The 15,493-nt window shown below is 68.6% G+C and carries 17 protein-coding genes; 8 read left to right on the forward strand and 9 right to left on the reverse strand.

Annotated features, from left to right (window positions below; translation table 11 throughout):
• Window positions 1-60 precede the first annotated feature (60 nt).
• Window positions 61-282 carry a hypothetical protein gene (locus tag ACFO60_RS39940; RefSeq protein WP_380852464.1) on the reverse strand — a complete coding sequence of 74 codons (222 nt, stop codon included), beginning with the start codon at window positions 280-282 and terminating at the stop codon, window positions 61-63.
• Between the two features lie 170 nt (window positions 283-452).
• Between ACFO60_RS39940 and ACFO60_RS39945 the strand changes: the two genes are divergently transcribed.
• The 8 genes from ACFO60_RS39945 to ACFO60_RS39980 all read left to right on the forward strand — a co-directional run bounded on the left by ACFO60_RS39945 (window position 453) and on the right by ACFO60_RS39980 (window position 10,273).
• Complete coding sequence (locus ACFO60_RS39945) at window positions 453-1,226, forward strand: GntR family transcriptional regulator (protein ID WP_380852467.1); 774 nt, start codon at window positions 453-455, stop codon at window positions 1,224-1,226.
• A gap of 539 nt (window positions 1,227-1,765) precedes the next feature.
• Complete coding sequence (locus ACFO60_RS39950; protein ID WP_380852469.1) at window positions 1,766-3,295, forward strand: hypothetical protein; 1,530 nt, start codon at window positions 1,766-1,768, stop codon at window positions 3,293-3,295.
• Window positions 3,296-4,763: 1,468 nt separating this feature from the next.
• Window positions 4,764-5,135, forward strand: a complete 372-nt coding sequence (locus tag ACFO60_RS39955; protein ID WP_380852472.1) for a hypothetical protein — start codon at window positions 4,764-4,766, stop codon at window positions 5,133-5,135.
• Window positions 5,132-6,127 carry a hypothetical protein gene (locus ACFO60_RS39960; protein WP_380852475.1) on the forward strand — a complete coding sequence of 332 codons (996 nt, stop codon included), beginning with the start codon at window positions 5,132-5,134 and terminating at the stop codon, window positions 6,125-6,127. The genes ACFO60_RS39955 and ACFO60_RS39960 overlap by 4 nt, the downstream gene beginning before the upstream one ends.
• A gap of 363 nt (window positions 6,128-6,490) precedes the next feature.
• Complete coding sequence (locus tag ACFO60_RS39965; protein ID WP_380852478.1) at window positions 6,491-6,643, forward strand: hypothetical protein; 153 nt, start codon at window positions 6,491-6,493, stop codon at window positions 6,641-6,643.
• Window positions 6,644-7,701: 1,058 nt separating this feature from the next.
• Complete coding sequence (locus ACFO60_RS39970) at window positions 7,702-8,481, forward strand: ParA family protein (RefSeq protein WP_380852481.1); 780 nt, start codon at window positions 7,702-7,704, stop codon at window positions 8,479-8,481.
• 185 nt (window positions 8,482-8,666) lie between these two features.
• A complete protein-coding gene (locus tag ACFO60_RS39975) occupies window positions 8,667-8,876 on the forward strand; it encodes a hypothetical protein (RefSeq protein ID WP_380852484.1) in 210 nt (69 codons plus the stop codon).
• A gap of 695 nt (window positions 8,877-9,571) precedes the next feature.
• A complete protein-coding gene (locus ACFO60_RS39980; protein WP_380852487.1) occupies window positions 9,572-10,273 on the forward strand; it encodes a hypothetical protein in 702 nt (233 codons plus the stop codon).
• Window positions 10,274-10,435: 162 nt separating this feature from the next.
• Here the strand turns inward: ACFO60_RS39980 and ACFO60_RS39985 are convergent, their stop codons facing one another.
• From ACFO60_RS39985 to ACFO60_RS40020, 8 genes are all read right to left on the reverse strand, one after another.
• Entirely contained in the window at window positions 10,436-10,567 is a 132-nt protein-coding gene (locus ACFO60_RS39985; protein ID WP_380852490.1) for a hypothetical protein, read from the reverse strand.
• 146 nt (window positions 10,568-10,713) lie between these two features.
• Window positions 10,714-10,959, reverse strand: a complete 246-nt coding sequence (locus tag ACFO60_RS39990) for a hypothetical protein (RefSeq protein ID WP_380852493.1) — start codon at window positions 10,957-10,959, stop codon at window positions 10,714-10,716.
• A 254-nt stretch (window positions 10,960-11,213) separates the two neighbouring features.
• Window positions 11,214-13,214 (reverse strand): hypothetical protein, encoded by a 2,001-nt coding sequence (locus ACFO60_RS39995; RefSeq protein WP_380852495.1) that lies wholly within the window; start codon window positions 13,212-13,214, stop codon window positions 11,214-11,216.
• Between the two features lie 58 nt (window positions 13,215-13,272).
• Window positions 13,273-13,641, reverse strand: coding sequence for a hypothetical protein (locus tag ACFO60_RS40000; RefSeq protein ID WP_380852498.1), 369 nt, complete (start codon window positions 13,639-13,641; stop codon window positions 13,273-13,275).
• Window positions 13,634-14,014, reverse strand: a complete 381-nt coding sequence (locus ACFO60_RS40005; protein WP_380852501.1) for a hypothetical protein — start codon at window positions 14,012-14,014, stop codon at window positions 13,634-13,636. The genes ACFO60_RS40000 and ACFO60_RS40005 overlap by 8 nt, the downstream gene beginning before the upstream one ends.
• Entirely contained in the window at window positions 14,011-14,226 is a 216-nt protein-coding gene (locus ACFO60_RS40010; protein WP_380852504.1) for a hypothetical protein, read from the reverse strand. The genes ACFO60_RS40005 and ACFO60_RS40010 overlap by 4 nt, the downstream gene beginning before the upstream one ends.
• Before the next feature lie 56 nt (window positions 14,227-14,282).
• Complete coding sequence (locus ACFO60_RS40015; protein WP_380852507.1) at window positions 14,283-15,206, reverse strand: hypothetical protein; 924 nt, start codon at window positions 15,204-15,206, stop codon at window positions 14,283-14,285.
• Window positions 15,203-15,427 (reverse strand): hypothetical protein, encoded by a 225-nt coding sequence (locus ACFO60_RS40020; protein ID WP_354931393.1) that lies wholly within the window; start codon window positions 15,425-15,427, stop codon window positions 15,203-15,205. The genes ACFO60_RS40015 and ACFO60_RS40020 overlap by 4 nt, the downstream gene beginning before the upstream one ends.
• Window positions 15,428-15,493: the final 66 nt, after the last annotated feature.

Below are 15,493 nucleotides of genomic sequence, written 5' to 3' on the forward strand. Positions count from 1 at the left end.
CCTGGCGAGCGCCGCCGGGAGCGGGGGCGGACATCGTCAGCAGGACGAAGAGCTGCGTCATCAGACGCTCACCGCCCCGGCGAACTCCTCGCCGGCCTCAGCCAGCAGATCGTCCAGGATGTCGGCGGCCGCCTCACGCCGGGCGAGCATCTCGTCCCACGACTCGCCCGGCAGGATGAGCTCCCGCAGCTCGGGCTCCATGTGGGACAGGGCGTACGCCAGAGGCGCGACGCGGAGCGGGGGATTAGGCTGCCGAGGCAACGACAGCGGGATGATGGACATGGGCCAGCTCCTTGACGGTGGATGGTCCAACCGCGGCCTCCGGTGTTCCAGCACCGGGGGCCGCTTTGTGGGGATTGTCGTACGGCGCTTTGTCGTACGACAATGACAGTAGACACGCCACTCGGGAACGTCAAGAATCGTCGTACGACAATATTGGGTACGGTGATCCCATGACAGATACGACTCCATCGCGCCAGATCGCGGAGAGCTTGCGCTCCGAGATCGCCAATGGGCAGCTGCCGCCCGGCGGACGACTGCCCACCGTGCGTGAACTCGCCGAGCGCTTCGGCGTCTCACGCAACACCGTGACCAAGGCCATGACGATCCTGAAAACGGAGGGCTTGATCACGGCACGAACCGGGTCCGGCGCCTATGTGCGGGAACCGCATCCGATCCGCAGGCTTGGGCCTGGTCGGTACGCTCGCCAGCGCTGGCAGGTCACCACCGTTACCGCCCATGCCGATGATCGGCCGTCCAGCGAGGCGATCGAGCAGCAGGGCGGGCAGACGCAGGAGGTCACCCTCATAGAGGCTGACCAGGTTGTCGCGGAGGCCCTCGGCATCGAGGTGGGCGCTCCCGTCTACGAGCGCGCCCGCGTGATGACCCGCGATGGCCTCCCGACACACACCATGACCAGCTATTACAGGCGTGACGATGTCGAGGGCAGTGCGATCACCGATCCACGGCCCGGCATTGCGGGCCAGGGTGGCGGTTTCGCCGTGCTGGCCTCCCGCGGACTTGATCCGCATGAGATCACCGAGGACATCGCGGCCCGGATGCCAACAACGGAGGAAGCGCTCCTTCTGGAGCTGCCCGCCGGCGAACCCGTGGTCGAGGTGCGGCGTACGACTAGGACCGTCGATGGCCAGCCGATCGAATATGCGCGGGGGATACACGCAGCATCACGCTTCGTGTGGAGCTTCACGTATCCGATCCCGGACTGAGGTTGACGTGCGGAATTGCTCCGAACAAGCGAGGGCCAGGAGCTGCTGCTCCTGGCCCCAGGAGCTTGATCACCCGCAGGCGGTTGCCCTACCAAGATGCGACACGCCCACCTCGGAACAGCCATCAACGCCCGCGTCGGAGGCCGCGGCCTGGCATGCTGTGGCGTTGACTCGATCTCGAAGCCACCGGGGAGTCATCCAGGACAAAAAGAAAGCGCCCCCGTAGGGGCGCCTCTAAGCGGACAACTTCATCAGCCACGTCTTTGACGTTCTACTCCATGCTTGGCGGCTGGCGAGCGGAACGGCGCTGACGCGTGTTTCACGTCTGGAGACCGACGATAGCAGTTCGCCAGGCGGTCGGCCCACTGTGCCCGGATGACACGCCGGGGCGCGGGGTCGCCGTTCCCCGATCCGGCCGCGCAGCCGTTGCGGCCGCCACGGCCGTACAGGCCGAGTTCGACCCGCGCCGGCTGGCCATCGCGCGGGCGCTGCCCGAGGGGGCCCGTCGTGCCGCCTCCCAGGGCGTGTGGGTGCATGGGGTGCAGTCCCATCCCGACGTCGCGGCGCTGCGCGCGGACGCGCACCGCAACCTGATGGCGGTGGTGTGGGTGCTGGCCCGCCATGCCGACTGGACGACGCTGACGACCAGGCCCACGTGGGCGGTGCTGATGGAGCGCACCGGCCTTGGCCGCTCCACGGTGGCGGCCTGGCTGGCCTGGCTGCGCCGGGCCGGGCTGCTGGGCACCGTCACCCCGGGCACCACCGCGCGCTACCGGCGCGGCACCGCGTGCGGCCTGCTGGACGACGGGCGGGGCAACGAGGCCGCCGAGTACGTCTTGGCCGTCCCGGCCGTCACCTCTCGCGCTGACGCCTGCCCAGCTCATAGCCCTGTGGAGGAAACTCGGACCCCCTCTTGTCCCCCCCTGGGGGACAAGAGTCCCGCCCTACGCGGGCGCGCGCGCGAGGCAACCAAGATCAACGTCACCGGCCCGGATTGGCCACTGTCCGCAACGCCGGCGACCAAGCGCGACATGATCCAAGCCTGCCGGACCGCCCGGCGGGCCGACCTGACGCTCAGGCGGGTGTCCGACCGGCACCTTCGTAGCCTGCTCAGGGCCGTATTCGCCTGCGGCGCCACCCTCGGCGACGCCATCCACATGATCAACCACCTGCCGGACGGGAAGCCCTGGACCCTCGCCGGCACCCCCCGCTACCTACCCGGATGGATCCGGCACCGACTGGCGATGTGGCTCGACGAACACGGCCGGCTCCGCCCCGGTGCCCGCCTGCCCAGCCAGGTGCGCAGCGCGGCCGCCGAACGAGCGCTGGCCGACCAGCGGATCCGCCGCGCTCAGCACGCTCAAGCCCTGGCGGCCGCCGCCGAAGTCGATGTCGACCACCACGCCGCGCGCGCCCGCCAGCTGCTGGCCGCACGCGGTATCGGCCGACACCACTCGCCTGCCACATCGCGGCCTGCTCTAGCCTCGCGCACTGTCCTTTACGTTGTAAATCCGGATGGGTCGCACATCACCCACTCACCCGATCCCCGCGGTCCTGTAAGCGGCCCGGCCCGCCGCCTCGCCGATCTTCCAGCTTCACCGAGCCAGCGGCTCAGCGGCGCTCTCAGCGCCCCCGAAAGCTCGCCCGGCGAGCGGCAGCGCCTAGCCCGCGCTCGCGCGCTCGCCCGCGCTCGCGCCGAGCGCGCCGAGCGCGACATGGCGGGCTCGCACGCCGAGCCGATGCCGCGCCCGGTGGCGAGCGGCCCGCTCGCCGACAGCGCGCGCCCCGCGCCGCAAGCCACACCAGCCGCCACGACCGCGCCCGTCACGCGCACCGCTTTGCAGGCCCGATTGGCCGCGCTCGCCGCCGGCGCCCGCTCCACCGCGCCGCGGCCGCGCCCGGCCCGCCTCGCCGCTAGCGACCAGCCCCGGCAACTGGCCGCGCTACGCCAGCGCTTGGCCGAGCGCCTCGCCCGCTCCTCCGAGCCGCGCTTCCCCGAGCCGCTCGCCGAGCTCAGCGTCTCGCTCGCTCGCCCGCTCGCCGATCCGAGCGCGCCCCGCCCTTCGTGAGACCACGCTGCGGAATGGCCGCGACTGTAGTAGGCCATGCGCGCGAGTACGCGGTCGAAGATGTCTTTGATAATCCTGCCGCAGAGGGAAACTCTCGTCCCGCTACGACGGCGAGTATACGATCCCCTTTACTCGCCAGAACAGGTTTGCATATGTGTTAGTATCGCCTGCTGACGGGGGACCCAAAAAACGATATTGCGGCTATCGATAAAGTGGAGTAACGACTGTGCGAGTCGATAGCTCTTAGATGCCGACTGGACCGCCTGCTCATGCTGCGGCGCCGAAGAGTCCAATGATGAGATGTCCAGAGGGGTACCTGTGACGCCGCGCAGGGTCTATAAATACACGAGCCAACGTTTCGTTCCACACGAGTAGCGTTCAGTATCGTTTCACGGCCAGGCTGTTTCGTTTCAAAACGTAAACCTTTCCTGTAGGTACTAGCTCCGATGCAAGCGAGAGATGCAAAGTTTTGCGGGAGGGCAACCACCGCTGACCGGTGAGGTAAGATCCCGGGTTGCTAGCTTGAGTATCTGCCTTGTCCCGCCCGCCGCCGGCTCTGGAGAGGAGAAGCTGATGAATGATCTGACCCCACGGCAACTCCCGATCCCCGCTGCGGCGCCCAGTCCCGCAGCGTCCCAGGCCAGAACTGGGCTTCCGTCCAGGGGTCGTGCCTGCACAAGGCTTGCATCGCGGCGCCTGTGGAGCATCACCGCATGCCGTAGCGAGCCTAGGAGAGGCGGCACTCCCCGGTTGAGGGGCAGGCTCTGCCTCGTACAGTTCTGCGCTGGAGTGGTTGGAGCTAACGCTTCGCGGGTTGCGACCCGCGCATGCTCACCCTTCGATCTGCGCAATTTCCCATACTGAAACACTTCCGGAGCACCGATCTGTTGGTCCAGGCGGGGCATTCGGAGATAGGGAAGAGGCTCTCCGCTGGCACGGGGGGCCTCTTCGTTTTTTGGCCTAAGCGCTCCCCGATTCAACGCGCTTGAATCGACTGCCCAGACGAATATCGCCTCTCGACTTGTGTCCGCGACGCGCGCATTCTTTGGCTTTTCCTTTCCATTTATAACTTGTTGCGCGCCAGCCATGGAGTGGCAGTAAGGCAACCCTTAGATCGGTCGCCGGTCGAACCGGTCACCCTCTGCGAGCGAAGATCATTTGCCCCTCGGGCTTGTCAAGAGCCCGGCGTGATGTAATTCTTTTACCAAGGGTTCCGTGACGGCCAACTCCCGCATTCTGCGGCGGCCAGAGCAGAACCTCGCTCTGTATGTGGGCGGTGTTGCGGCGATGCCAGTCAAAGCACCACGAAACGCCCAACTGTGGAGCATGACTCGCGCACACCCGTGCGTGAGCCCCGCCTGGACCAACGGGTTGAGGAGGAGTGCGGCGCCACCGCGAGCACACGTGCACTCCATGTACGCAACACGCGAGAGCGTCGCGCGCCTTCTGACCGCAGAGAGGTGCGCTGTTGTCCAATTCGATCAGCCCCGGCCCTGTGGCTGGGGCCCGCGCCTGCCCCGACCATGGGGTGACCTTCGGCCTGGCGCTCCTGTCCCATCTCGGCTTCGCGGCCTATCTGCTGTTCCTGGGGCACTCACTGTGGGAGTCACTGGGCGGCTCGACCAGCGCCGTGCTGGTAGCCGCCTACGTCACCCGCGTGGTGCTCACCGGCGTGCCGCCGCTGGCCTTCACCGCGCGTTCGCTGGTGGCACGCACGGTGCTGTCCTGGGTCAAGCAGGGCGTCGCCGAGCAGTTGCCCGGCGCCTCCGAGCAGCTACCGGCGCCCCGGCCTGGCAAAGACCAGCCGGCGACACCGGTTCAGGGGGAGGTCGTCGCTTGATCACCCTGTATGAGATCACCATGCCCACAGACGCGCTCCGCGAGGCCTACGTCCTCATGGAGCGCGGGCGGGGCATCCAGGCCATCGGAGCCCTGCGCGCAGGCGACGCGTCCATGGGGTTGAAGGAGGCCAAGGACCTGTACGACGCGATGCGCGACGGGATCCCCACGGACACCTTCTTCGTGTCCTCGACGATCTTCAAGGACGTTAGCGAGTTGTCCACGCCGCTGCGGGCGGCCAAGAAGCTGCTGGACGCGACCGCCGGCTACATGCCGATGCGCTACGCGAACGCCGTCGTCCAGTACCTGCTGAACTCGACACCCGAGTTCGAGGTGCGCGTCAAGCAGTGGCTGGTCGGCAACTGCGACGTCCACAAATTCGCGTACAGCACGTCCATGCGCGTGGGGTGGGAACGGCCCAGGCCGACGCCGGCCGAGCCCGAGTCGGCCAGGCGCCGCCTGGCCGACGAGCTGAAGTTGGCCTGGCGCCAAGCCGGGGAACCGCCGCTGCGCAGACTCCACCGCGCTCTTACGAGCAAAGCCGTCGACGGCGCCGTCTCCGTGGCGTCCATCTCCAAGGCCATGTCCGGGTCCACGGGGCGGCCGCCGTCGTGGACGCTGGTGGAGGCGCTGCTGCGGGAGTTCGACATCTGCAGCACCGATATCGACGGCTTCTGGCGGCCGCTGTGGGTGCAGGCTCGCGAGGAGGTCGCCCCCCTGGGCCTGTCTTCCACCGCCGGCACGACCGAGCCGCGCACCGTGGTGCCGTTCACGAACGTGGCGACCAAGACGGAGCCGAACAACGACACCGCCACTCGTAGTACCCCCGACAGCCGCACCCTCGAGGCCGGCGACGAGGCCCCAGGGGGCTCGGAGTGCGAGGACTGCGGTGCCTGGGTCGTCAACCCCGACCGTCACTACGCCTGGCACTGGAACATGGAAAAACAGCTCCGCCGCGCGATCATCCGAGGAGTTGAGAGCACCGGCAGCTAGCGGCAGCCCCAACCACCTGCGCCCCGTCACCGACTTCGTGCACACCACGAAGCCCGGTGACGGGGCGCCGACGGTAGGCGGAGGAAGGTTTGCCGCGGGGAATCGCCGCGCTGCTGCTCGGCGCTCGGGTGTGGGAGCCGAGCCCCGGCCCGGGGTGCGAGCGCCAGGACGACGCCGACGAATGCGCGATGTACCTAAGCATCTCGATCCACGGGCCCACGTCCACGACCCCCGACCAAGATCCAATGAGAATTATCTTTACGGTTTCAAGGGCGCCCGCCGGCGGCGGGCGCCTCTTCGCGGTTGCCGAAAGAACCGCGCGGGCAACCTCTGGACGGTTTCCCCCGGACAGAGGAGATGGCGATGACCCAAGCCATGTACGAACCCGGCGAGCACGAGAACAGGGCGATGATGGCCGCGCACGACAACCCCGAGACAGCGAAGGTGTTCGCCATCCTTGCGCTCGCCTCAGCAGTCAACCGGTTGGCCCAGGCGCAAGAGAACGCCAACCACTGAGCCGACTGCCGAATTGTTCTCATAGGGATCAAGGGGCGGCGGCCGGCGGCCGCGCGGCCGGGCCGCGCGCCTTCGCGGCCAGCCGGACCGGGCATGCGGCTCTTCGGCCGGTCCCGGCCGGCGCCGCCGGGCACGCTCCCACCGACCGGAGCAAGGCCGCCGCCCGAGCGCCTGGAGCACATCGCCGAACGGCTCAGTTCCTCTAGCACCCGGCGAACTTCTAGCGGTCGGCCCTGCTAGACCTAGCACCCCCGCTAGCACCCGATCACGGGCACAGCCAGGCATCTAGCGTCTAGCACCTGATCTGACCAGGCCATGGAAACCACCGAATGGCTCTCCGGCGCTCGCCCCCCTCCAGAGCACCCCTCTAGGCCGAATCAGATCCCCAATGGATCGTTGAACAATGCGGAAGTTGTTTTTTTTGTAACAACGACGGGGCTTATTTTTTTTCGTAGCGGTGCGGGGACGGCCAACACTGCGGTCCCCGCGACTGCTGCCAGGCCAAAGGCGAGCTGGTGCCAGGCAGGCCAGGAGTCGAAGTTCGACAGCACACTGCACAGCATGGTCGCGCCAGACACTGTGATGAGCGCTCGTGAGGCACGCTGCGGTCTCCTGCCGCCTGAATGCCGCCGCGCCCGCCTGCACATGCCTACAACGCTACGGCGAAAAACTCTACTTAGTGGTAACAGGACAGAATCTGAGCTCTGACCGGTAAGTCCAAGCCCGTGACCTGCGGAAACATCGGACGGGGCATCTGTGAGGCCCGATCGAGTGCCGATTCGTCCCCGGGTGTCCGATTATCCAGCCCGCATCTGCATGATCATGCAGCCCTTTCCGCAGCAGCAACATATGAGATCCGCCGTCTGATCCCCCGTCGGACGATCGGCGCACTCCGGTTCTCGGCGTAGCAGGCCGGGGCCGATCGGCGCCGGCGGCCTCCTGCGTCGGCCACCGCCATCGAGCAACATTGGCACACGCCCATGTGAGATACGTGTTACGCGCGTGCTCTGCGTGTACATGCTGGTGTGTTGCCCGTGTGAAGGTCTACGGTCAGCCGCGTGGAGATCTACGCAGTGGCCAACCAGAAGGGTGGCGTGGGCAAGAGCGCCACCACCATGAACCTGGCGGGTGCCCTTGCCGAGGCGGGGGATCGGGTGCTCGTCATCGACCTGGACCCGCAAGGGCACCTGTCCGATGCCCTCGGCATATCCGAACCCACCGAGCCGGCGACCCTGCATCACGCCATGCTCGGCAAGTACACAGGCGCCTTCCGCGACCTCATCGCCCCGCACTCCTCCGGGGTCGACGTCGTGCCCTGGAGCCTGGACATGTTCCTGCTGGAGCCGCAGCTGTACGCGGCGCAGGGCAAGGAGCACCGGCTCAGTCACCTGCTGGAGCAGGTTGAAGACGACTATGAGGTCTGCCTGATCGACTGCCCGCCGTCTTTGGGCGCGCTGACCGACAACGCTCTGGTCGCGGCACGGCGTCGACCAGGCCGCCGCGGGGGCGCGTTCATCCCCGTGCAATCCGAGGACTCATCCTTGCGCGCGCTACGGCTGTTCTTCGGCCAGGTGCAATCCCTGGAGCGCAGTCTGCGCCTCCAAGTGGAGCTGTTGGGCATGGTCGTGAACCTCTTCGACAAGCGGCGCGGGAACATCGTGTTGACCGCCCTGGACGCTCTGCGCTCCCTGCCCCTGCCGATCCTCGCCATCATCGACGACCGCAGCACCATCCGAGAGGCGTGGAGAGCGCATCAAACCGTCGTCACCTACGACCCGACATCGGCGGCCGCCGGCTGGTATCGCGACCTGGCCAAGGCCATCAGGGACAGCCGATGAGCCGACGCCAAGAGATCCCGCGCCCCGATGTGGGGGACCTGGCCGCCGGCCTCGCGGCGCGTTTCGGGGCCGGCGCACCCGAGCAGGGTGACTCTCACACAGACGTAACACGCGACTCACACGCGCAGAACACACACTCGCGCGAGGCCTCTCGCAATGGCGGCACTCGGCCGGCACCCGCAGGGATGACCCGCCGGAGCCTCTACACCACCAAGGCCGCCTTCACCGAGCTGGACGCCGCCGTCGACCAGGTCCAAGCGGCCACCGGCGGCCTGGTGCCCAAACACGAAGTGCTGGCCCGTCTGCTCACGGCCGCCGCCACTCAGGCCGACGACGTGGCCCAGGCCCTCACCGCCGAGTTGGCCGCTCGACTCAACCCCCCACGCGAACGTTGATCTAGGTACGGGAATGTCGATTCCCGGAACATGCAATGCCGTGCACCCCCATGGGAAGCGTCGGTCACGCGTTCAAGGCGAGCTCAGCGGCGGCGGGTGCTGAAACGCAGAAGGGCAGTCCCCGGGTACCCAGGGACTGCCCTCGTAACAGCCTGACACCGACAAGTGTGCCTGGTGAGCCACCGCTCGGATACACCTCCGCCCGGCTATGAGACCGGGCGATTACGAGGCTCCCTGTGTGACTCCATCTGCTACTGATCTTCCTCCGGATCGGTCACGAGACAGAGGCCTACAGTGCCCCGATCCCGCTGCTCCTCTTCGGTCGACTTGAGATCACCGTAGCACCTTGCGCGAGATTAAGCTAGTCCTACCCTCCAATTCATGCATGGCCACTCCAACGGAGAAGCTACGATCTACCTACTATAGCCTATCTACCACTACGCTTACAGCGGTATGACACTGTAGGATAGACCCATGAGGAGTGTACATAAAAGAATTAGACCGGCCTCCTCCTCACCTGCAACTTTAAAAAAATCGAGGCGATAATGCCCGCGAAAAAAGAGATCAGTAAATTTGTCCAGTACGACCAGCAGCGCCATGTGAGCCTCCAGGCTGCTCAACAGGCCGGAGCTACTAGCGCGGCCGTTCGATACCGGTTCATCGCCCGATCTTCCGCGGACGCCCCAGTGCCTCCCATGGCTCGCATCCTCCGGGGAGGTGGTGGCCGTGGCGGAGCGACCAGGCTGAAGCTCTACCTCTCACTGCTGTGGCTGGCCCGAGGCAGGGACGATCCGGTCTTCGCCTATCCCGCTCAACAACTGGCGACGCTTCTCGGCCTTCCTGGCCCTGCCGGTGCACGACGCGTCCAAGACGCGCTGCAGTGGCTGGAGAAGGAGGACTTTGTGGCGCTGGACCGTCGCCCGGGGGACGCGACACGCGTCCATCTGCTTGATGATGCCGGCGCCGGTAGGCGATACCAATCTCCCGGGCCTCTGGCAAAACCAGCCCACAAGCGCTCCGCCAAGGAGCGAGAGCAGCACTTCTACGTCCAACTCGAGGCCAAGTTCTGGACAGAGGGTTGGGTGGCGGAGCTCTCCGGAGCAGCTGTCGCGATGTACCTTGCTGCTCTTCACGAGCAACGAGGTCGTACCGACCAAAGCATCTGGATCTCCCCGCGCGTCGGCCGCGAACGGTACGACCTCAGTGACGAGACTCGTAACAAGGGCCTGCGGGAGCTGGTTGGCCACGACCTGCTGCACCTAGAGCGGCGGGCGGTTCCGCAGACGTCTTTCAGTGAGGCATACCGCGCCCGTAACGCCTATCGAGTGGCCGCGGAGGGATTCGGGATCACATCAAGGGGCCGGCGTGTCGACCATGACCTCTTCGACTTCGCCTAGCGTGTCCAAGATCCATGACGAAGGCCCGCCGGAGACGAGATTCCGGCGGGCCTTCACAGTGTCGGGAGCCGTGTCAGTGGCGGTGGGTGTGCGCGACGCAGGCCAAGATGCGCGTATCGCCTGTCCAGATGCACCCGCAGGAGATGTAGATCAGGGACTCGGTCACTTGGTCCCCCGCTGGCAGGCGGGGCAGGAGCCGGAGGTAAGCACGCCGGGGTGGCTGGGACAGCTCTTGAGCGGCACGGTGGGGGTGTCGTTGGGGCTGCCGTTGCCGCCGCGGGAGCGGGTCGCCATGATGGACCTCCCAGTGATGGGGCCCCGGAACGTGCTTCTTGGTCGGAGTGGCGTTCCGGGGTTTTGTCGTCTCAGGACCGATCGGCCCCGGGGGAGCTGCTGCTCCGTACACCCGCCCGGTGCCGGCCGGGCGGGCATACGCAACCTCAGCGCCGGTCGGCGGCCGCGGGGATGGCGGGCTCTTCGAGGGAGTCGCCGCATGTCTCGCACTGGACTTGGCGGGTCCAGGTGACGCCGGCGAGCAGGGCGACGGCGCAGGCGACGCCGTAGAACACCGCCATGCTCGAGACGGTGGCCAGGGCCAGGAGCGCGAGCGAGCCGATGAGCAGAGTCGTGAAGGGGAGCGTCAGCCCGAGTCGGTAGGCGATGGAGCGGCGGCGGGTGGTCTGCATGATGGTCGTCCTCTCGTGGGTAACCGGGGTGTGTCACAGCCGGGCCGAAGGGGTGTCACGCGCGATGCCAGGGGCTGTCACGGCGGGGGTTTTGCGGTGTTTTGTCGGGTGTCACGCGGGGGTGTCACGGGGGTGTCACGAGGGGTCTGACCTGTAGTTCTCTGCCTGTCACGCCGCTCGTGACACCCCGGGCCCCTGTCACGGGCGCTGCTCCGCGTCGGGAGCCCGCGCGCCCGCGCGGGGGGTGATCTTGGTCAGGCGTTGGTGAGGGCGCGGACCCGGTAGGCGCGCTGATCGCGCGCGTCGGGGTCGTGGTCCAGGACGCCGGCCTCGACGCGCTCTTTGAGAACCTTCTGGATCCAGCCACGCTTGAGCCCGGTGGTGGTCAGGACGTGGCCCAGTTCCTTGGGGCCGAAGGGCCGGCCGTCGGCGAACTCGGCGAGGGCCTGGTCCAGGACCTCGCGGGCCTGATCGGGGCTCATCTTGACCGCGTCGGGGTCGCCGAGGGGGACGTCGGCGACGTCGGCCAGCGGCGCGTCGGGGTCGACCGGCGGCATGGTGGCGTCCGCGCCGTCCAGCTCGCCGTTGGGGGTGACGTACTCGCGGATCACGCTGGTGGTCTCCAACTCGTCTCGGCGGTCGTCGGTCTGGCCCTGGACGGCGGTGGTGGTGACGCACACCTTGGCGGTGGTGGGGTCGACAGGCTTTCTGGTGGCCGGCCACGCCAGGGCGTGCGCGCGCATCGCGGCCACGCGCCGCTCGTCGGTGGTGCCCCAGTCGTAGAACCGGCCGGGCATCGCGATGCGCTCGCGGTCGACGCCGGGCACCTGGACGTAGGCCATGCCGGGCTTGGAGGCGCCCCATCGTTCGGGCTTGGCGCCGGCCTCCTCCTGGTCGTCCGACAGGCCCCATCCGGCGTCATGGGAGTTGGCGACCCCGGCGCAGATCCACGCGGCGCCCTGGCCCTTGACCATGGTGGGCATCTGGGTGGAGTCGGCCCGCTGAAGGCTCCACACGATCGACCCGCCCGCCGAGCGGAGCGCGCGCATGAGGTTGACGAACTCGGTCATCTCGATCTTGTCGAAGACGTCGGCGGCCTCCTCGATCCACAGCACCATGTAGGGAAGGCCGCAGCCGGGCGCCCACTTGAGCAGGTCGAGCGCGGCCAGGTCGTCGGTGCGCTGCGACAGGATGGCCTGGATCTGGTTCATCACGGCCTGGGCGCCGGCCACGGTGCCCTCCAGGCGGTGCAGCGCCGGTTCCATCGGCCCGGCGGTCTGGCGTCCCTTGGTGATGTCGACAAACAGCACCACCACGTCGTGGCGGGTGAAGATCTCGCCCAGGATCGTCCAGCCGATGCCGGTCGACTTGGCCGACCCCGTCATGCCCATGATCTGGATGTGCGAGCCGGGCAGCACGATCTCGATCGGGGTGCCGTCCTGGAAGACGCCGACGCGCAGCGGCTCGGCGATGCTGCCGCCGGGCCGGGAGGGGCCGGGCCACAGGATCGGCTCCTCCAACAGCAGCGGGTTGGACAGCGTCATGGTGGGGGCGCCGGCGTCGCGGGGGTTGGGCGTGGCGACCAGCGTCCCGGACGGCAGCCGCCCGGCGGCCTCCATGGTGGGAATGGCGCGCTGCAGGTCCTCCACGGTGTGCCCCTCCGCGAGCTCGACGGTGCCGGTGATGCGGTGCGGCTCGGCCTGGACGCCTGTGACCGCGACGTCCAGGCCGGCCTTCTCGGCGGTGCCGGTGAGCAGCCTCTTGAACAGGCTCACCCCGGTCATCGGCGAGCCGCCGGCCTCGCCTGCCTCGTGCGGGCGCACCACGTTGCGGATGTTCCACGCCGCGGCCAGCGTGCCGCCCAGCCACAGCCCCAGATCCAGCGTCGGCCGCATGGTCGGCCCGGTGATGGTCGCGGCCAGCAGCCACCCCGAGGCCACCGCCGTGGTGCCGGTCGACTGCATCCGGCCCAGCGTGTGCCGGTAGCGCGACACCGCCCAGGTGACCCCGGTCAGTGCGGCACCCGACAGCGCTAGGGCAGCCGAGGCCCACGGCAGCGCTTCGGCGGTGCCCCACGTGGCGTGGGTGATGGCACCGACCGGCAGCATCCCGGCGCCGAGGATCCACGGGACGGTGTGCGGGGCGGCCTTGGACAGCCCCTTGGCGGCCAGGTCGCCGAGGATGTTGTGCGAACTCACGCCACCAGCGGAGGCGACGCGAGGGGTGACCGCCGCGGCGGTGGTCTTCTTGCCCATCAGGGTTCTCCCGGTTCAGGTCAGGCGTGCAGGGTGCTGCCGGCGGGGGCGGGGCCGGTCAGGTGTCGAAGTCGAAGGTCTTGGCGGCCTGCTTGTGCTTCTCCAGCGCCGGGGCGAACTGGATGACGAAGTCCTGCCACAGCCGCACCAGCTCCACGGCGGCGCCGCGCTGGAGCTCGGCGGCGCGGCGGGCCCGGGCGGCGACCCGGCGGGCACGCCACTTGACGTCCACGCCCATCAGCCACGGGTTGCCCTTGCCGGTCGCGGTCAGCACGGCGGTGATCTCCTCGGCCCCCCACTCCAGCTCCACCGAGAAGTCCCGGGCCAGAGCGCGCGAGGCGTCGACGTACTTCTTCAGCGCCGAGGTGGAGTTGATCTCGATGGTCGACAGCTCGGGGATCCGGGTCTTCCCGGAGGGCTCAGCCACGGGGGCTCTCCTTGGTGGTGGGGCGGCGGGAGGCGACGATGCGGGCGGCGGTCCAGGCCAGCGGCGGCCAGCCCGCCCGCGCGCCGATCAGGTCGACCAGCACCACCAGCGCGGGCAGCGCGGCCACGGCGGCCAAGCCCAGCGCCAGCGGCGGCCAGCCCAGCAGCAGCCCGGCGGCCAGCGCGGTGGTGCCGAGCAGCGAGACCACCACGACGGCCATCGCCATCACCGGCTGCACCGCGGCCCACAGCGCGGCGTAGGGGTCGAGGTCGGCCGGCGGCTCGACGGCGCCCGACGCGATGGGCGGAGGCGTGGTGGGCGGGTCCAGGTCGGTGATCACGTAGACCACGGGCGGATCGGTGGGGGCGGTCATTTGGCACCTCGGCGGGAGGTCGACGGGGCAGGGGAGGGGGCGAGGGTCGAGGCCAGGCGGCGGCGGATGACGGTCCAGGCGGGCAGCGAGCAAAGGCCGGCCGCCAGCCCCGAGCACCACAGGGCCACCGCGTCGCTGACCGGCGCCAGATGGTCGAGACCGACGTAGACCAGCAGCGACGTGGCGGCGACGCCGACCAGGTGACCGACCAACGTCTCGGCGCGGCGGCGACCGGTCGACGCCGGGGCAGACCTTCTCGCGCGGGGCATCACGCGCCACTCGCCAGCTCGTCGCGGACGGCGCGGGCGTCGTCCATCCCGCACCGCAGCGTCCGCTGAATCCGGGTGGCGCTCGGGCTCTGCGGCAGCTCCCCGGATTCGATCAGCTCACGGACGCGAGTCAGCAGGGCGGCGTTTGCCCTGTACGTAGGGCCAGTAGGGGCACCGGACGGGAGCACCGCCAGCACCGACCACAGCGTCGGCAGCGTCCACACCGCCACCACCGCGGCGACCGGACCCAAGCTGTGCACGATCAGCGGCAGCACATCGAACGTGACCAATCCCGCGAAGGCCGGCCAGCAGTTGAGCACCAGCGTCAGCCCCAGCAGCAGCGTCTCCGTCCAAAACAGCCGCTTGCCGGCCGGACTCGTGCGGTCGACCACCCGGCCCCGCATCGCCGAGTACGCCTGGACACCGACCGTCGCCAGCAGCGGCAGCGACAGCGCGGGCTCCACCCCGAACGCCGCCCACCAGGTAGGCGAACCCTCGCCCAGGCCCAGGCCCTCGGCGACCGAGTGCTGAACGCCGATCGAGCTGACGGCCAGGGCGATGCACGCAGCGGTCATCGTCATCACCGTGGTGACCCTGCGCACCCGCGCGTCCCGGTAGGCCAACGCCGCCGGGTCCAGCGTCAACTCGTGCAACCGGGCGGCCTCGATGACCCGGGCCCGCCGCTTGCGCACCTTGTCGGTGTCCACCAGCAGCGGCGCCTCATCCTCCTGAAGCGCCAGGAGCCGGTGAGCCTCAGCCACCCGCACGCGCAAAGCACGCACCCGCTTGGTCTCGCCCTCCTCCTGGTCGACGCCGGCGACGTTCGACGCCGGGGCGTGGCCGGCCACATAGCGCGCCAGCTCATCCAGGCCCCGCGCGACGTCGTCCGGCTCAGGGGAAGGGACGGGAGTGGTGTTGCTCATTGGCCGGCCACCGCCTCGATGACGGGCAGGACGTTGGGCTCGACGGAGAAGAACAGGACGTTGCCGTTGGCGAACTCCGGCGGGCACTGGCTCCGGGCCCACATGTAGACCTCGGTGCGGGTGGCGCCGGCGGCGACCACGAAGGTCCGCGCGATCGTGACCTGGCGAGCGCCGCCGGGAGCGGGGGCGGACATCGTCAGCAGGACGAAGAGCTGCGTCATCAGACGCTCACCGCCCCGGCGAACTCCTCGCCGGCCTCAGCCAGCAGATCGTCCAGGATGTCGGCG

Origin of the sequence: Sphaerisporangium dianthi, from assembly GCF_042654065.1 — a bacterium.
In the GTDB taxonomy this organism is placed as follows: Bacteria; Actinomycetota; Actinomycetes; order Streptosporangiales; family Streptosporangiaceae; genus Sphaerisporangium; species Sphaerisporangium dianthi.

Coding starts and splice junctions, on each gene's coding strand:
- ACFO60_RS39940 (WP_380852464.1), bottom strand. CDS start 282: ATGTCCATCATCCCGCTGTCGTTGCCTCGGCAGCCTAATCCCCCGCTC.
- ACFO60_RS39945 (WP_380852467.1), top strand. CDS start 453: ATGACAGATACGACTCCATCGCGCCAGATCGCGGAGAGCTTGCGCTCC.
- ACFO60_RS39965 (WP_380852478.1), top strand. CDS start 6,491: ATGACCCAAGCCATGTACGAACCCGGCGAGCACGAGAACAGGGCGATG.
- ACFO60_RS39975 (WP_380852484.1), top strand. CDS start 8,667: ATGACCCGCCGGAGCCTCTACACCACCAAGGCCGCCTTCACCGAGCTG.
- ACFO60_RS39980 (WP_380852487.1), top strand. CDS start 9,572: ATGGCTCGCATCCTCCGGGGAGGTGGTGGCCGTGGCGGAGCGACCAGG.
- ACFO60_RS39985 (WP_380852490.1), bottom strand. CDS start 10,567: ATGGCGACCCGCTCCCGCGGCGGCAACGGCAGCCCCAACGACACCCCC.
- ACFO60_RS39990 (WP_380852493.1), bottom strand. CDS start 10,959: ATGCAGACCACCCGCCGCCGCTCCATCGCCTACCGACTCGGGCTGACG.
- ACFO60_RS39995 (WP_380852495.1), bottom strand. CDS start 13,214: ATGGGCAAGAAGACCACCGCCGCGGCGGTCACCCCTCGCGTCGCCTCC.
- ACFO60_RS40005 (WP_380852501.1), bottom strand. CDS start 14,014: ATGACCGCCCCCACCGATCCGCCCGTGGTCTACGTGATCACCGACCTG.
- ACFO60_RS40015 (WP_380852507.1), bottom strand. CDS start 15,206: ATGAGCAACACCACTCCCGTCCCTTCCCCTGAGCCGGACGACGTCGCG.
- ACFO60_RS40020 (WP_354931393.1), bottom strand. CDS start 15,427: ATGACGCAGCTCTTCGTCCTGCTGACGATGTCCGCCCCCGCTCCCGGC.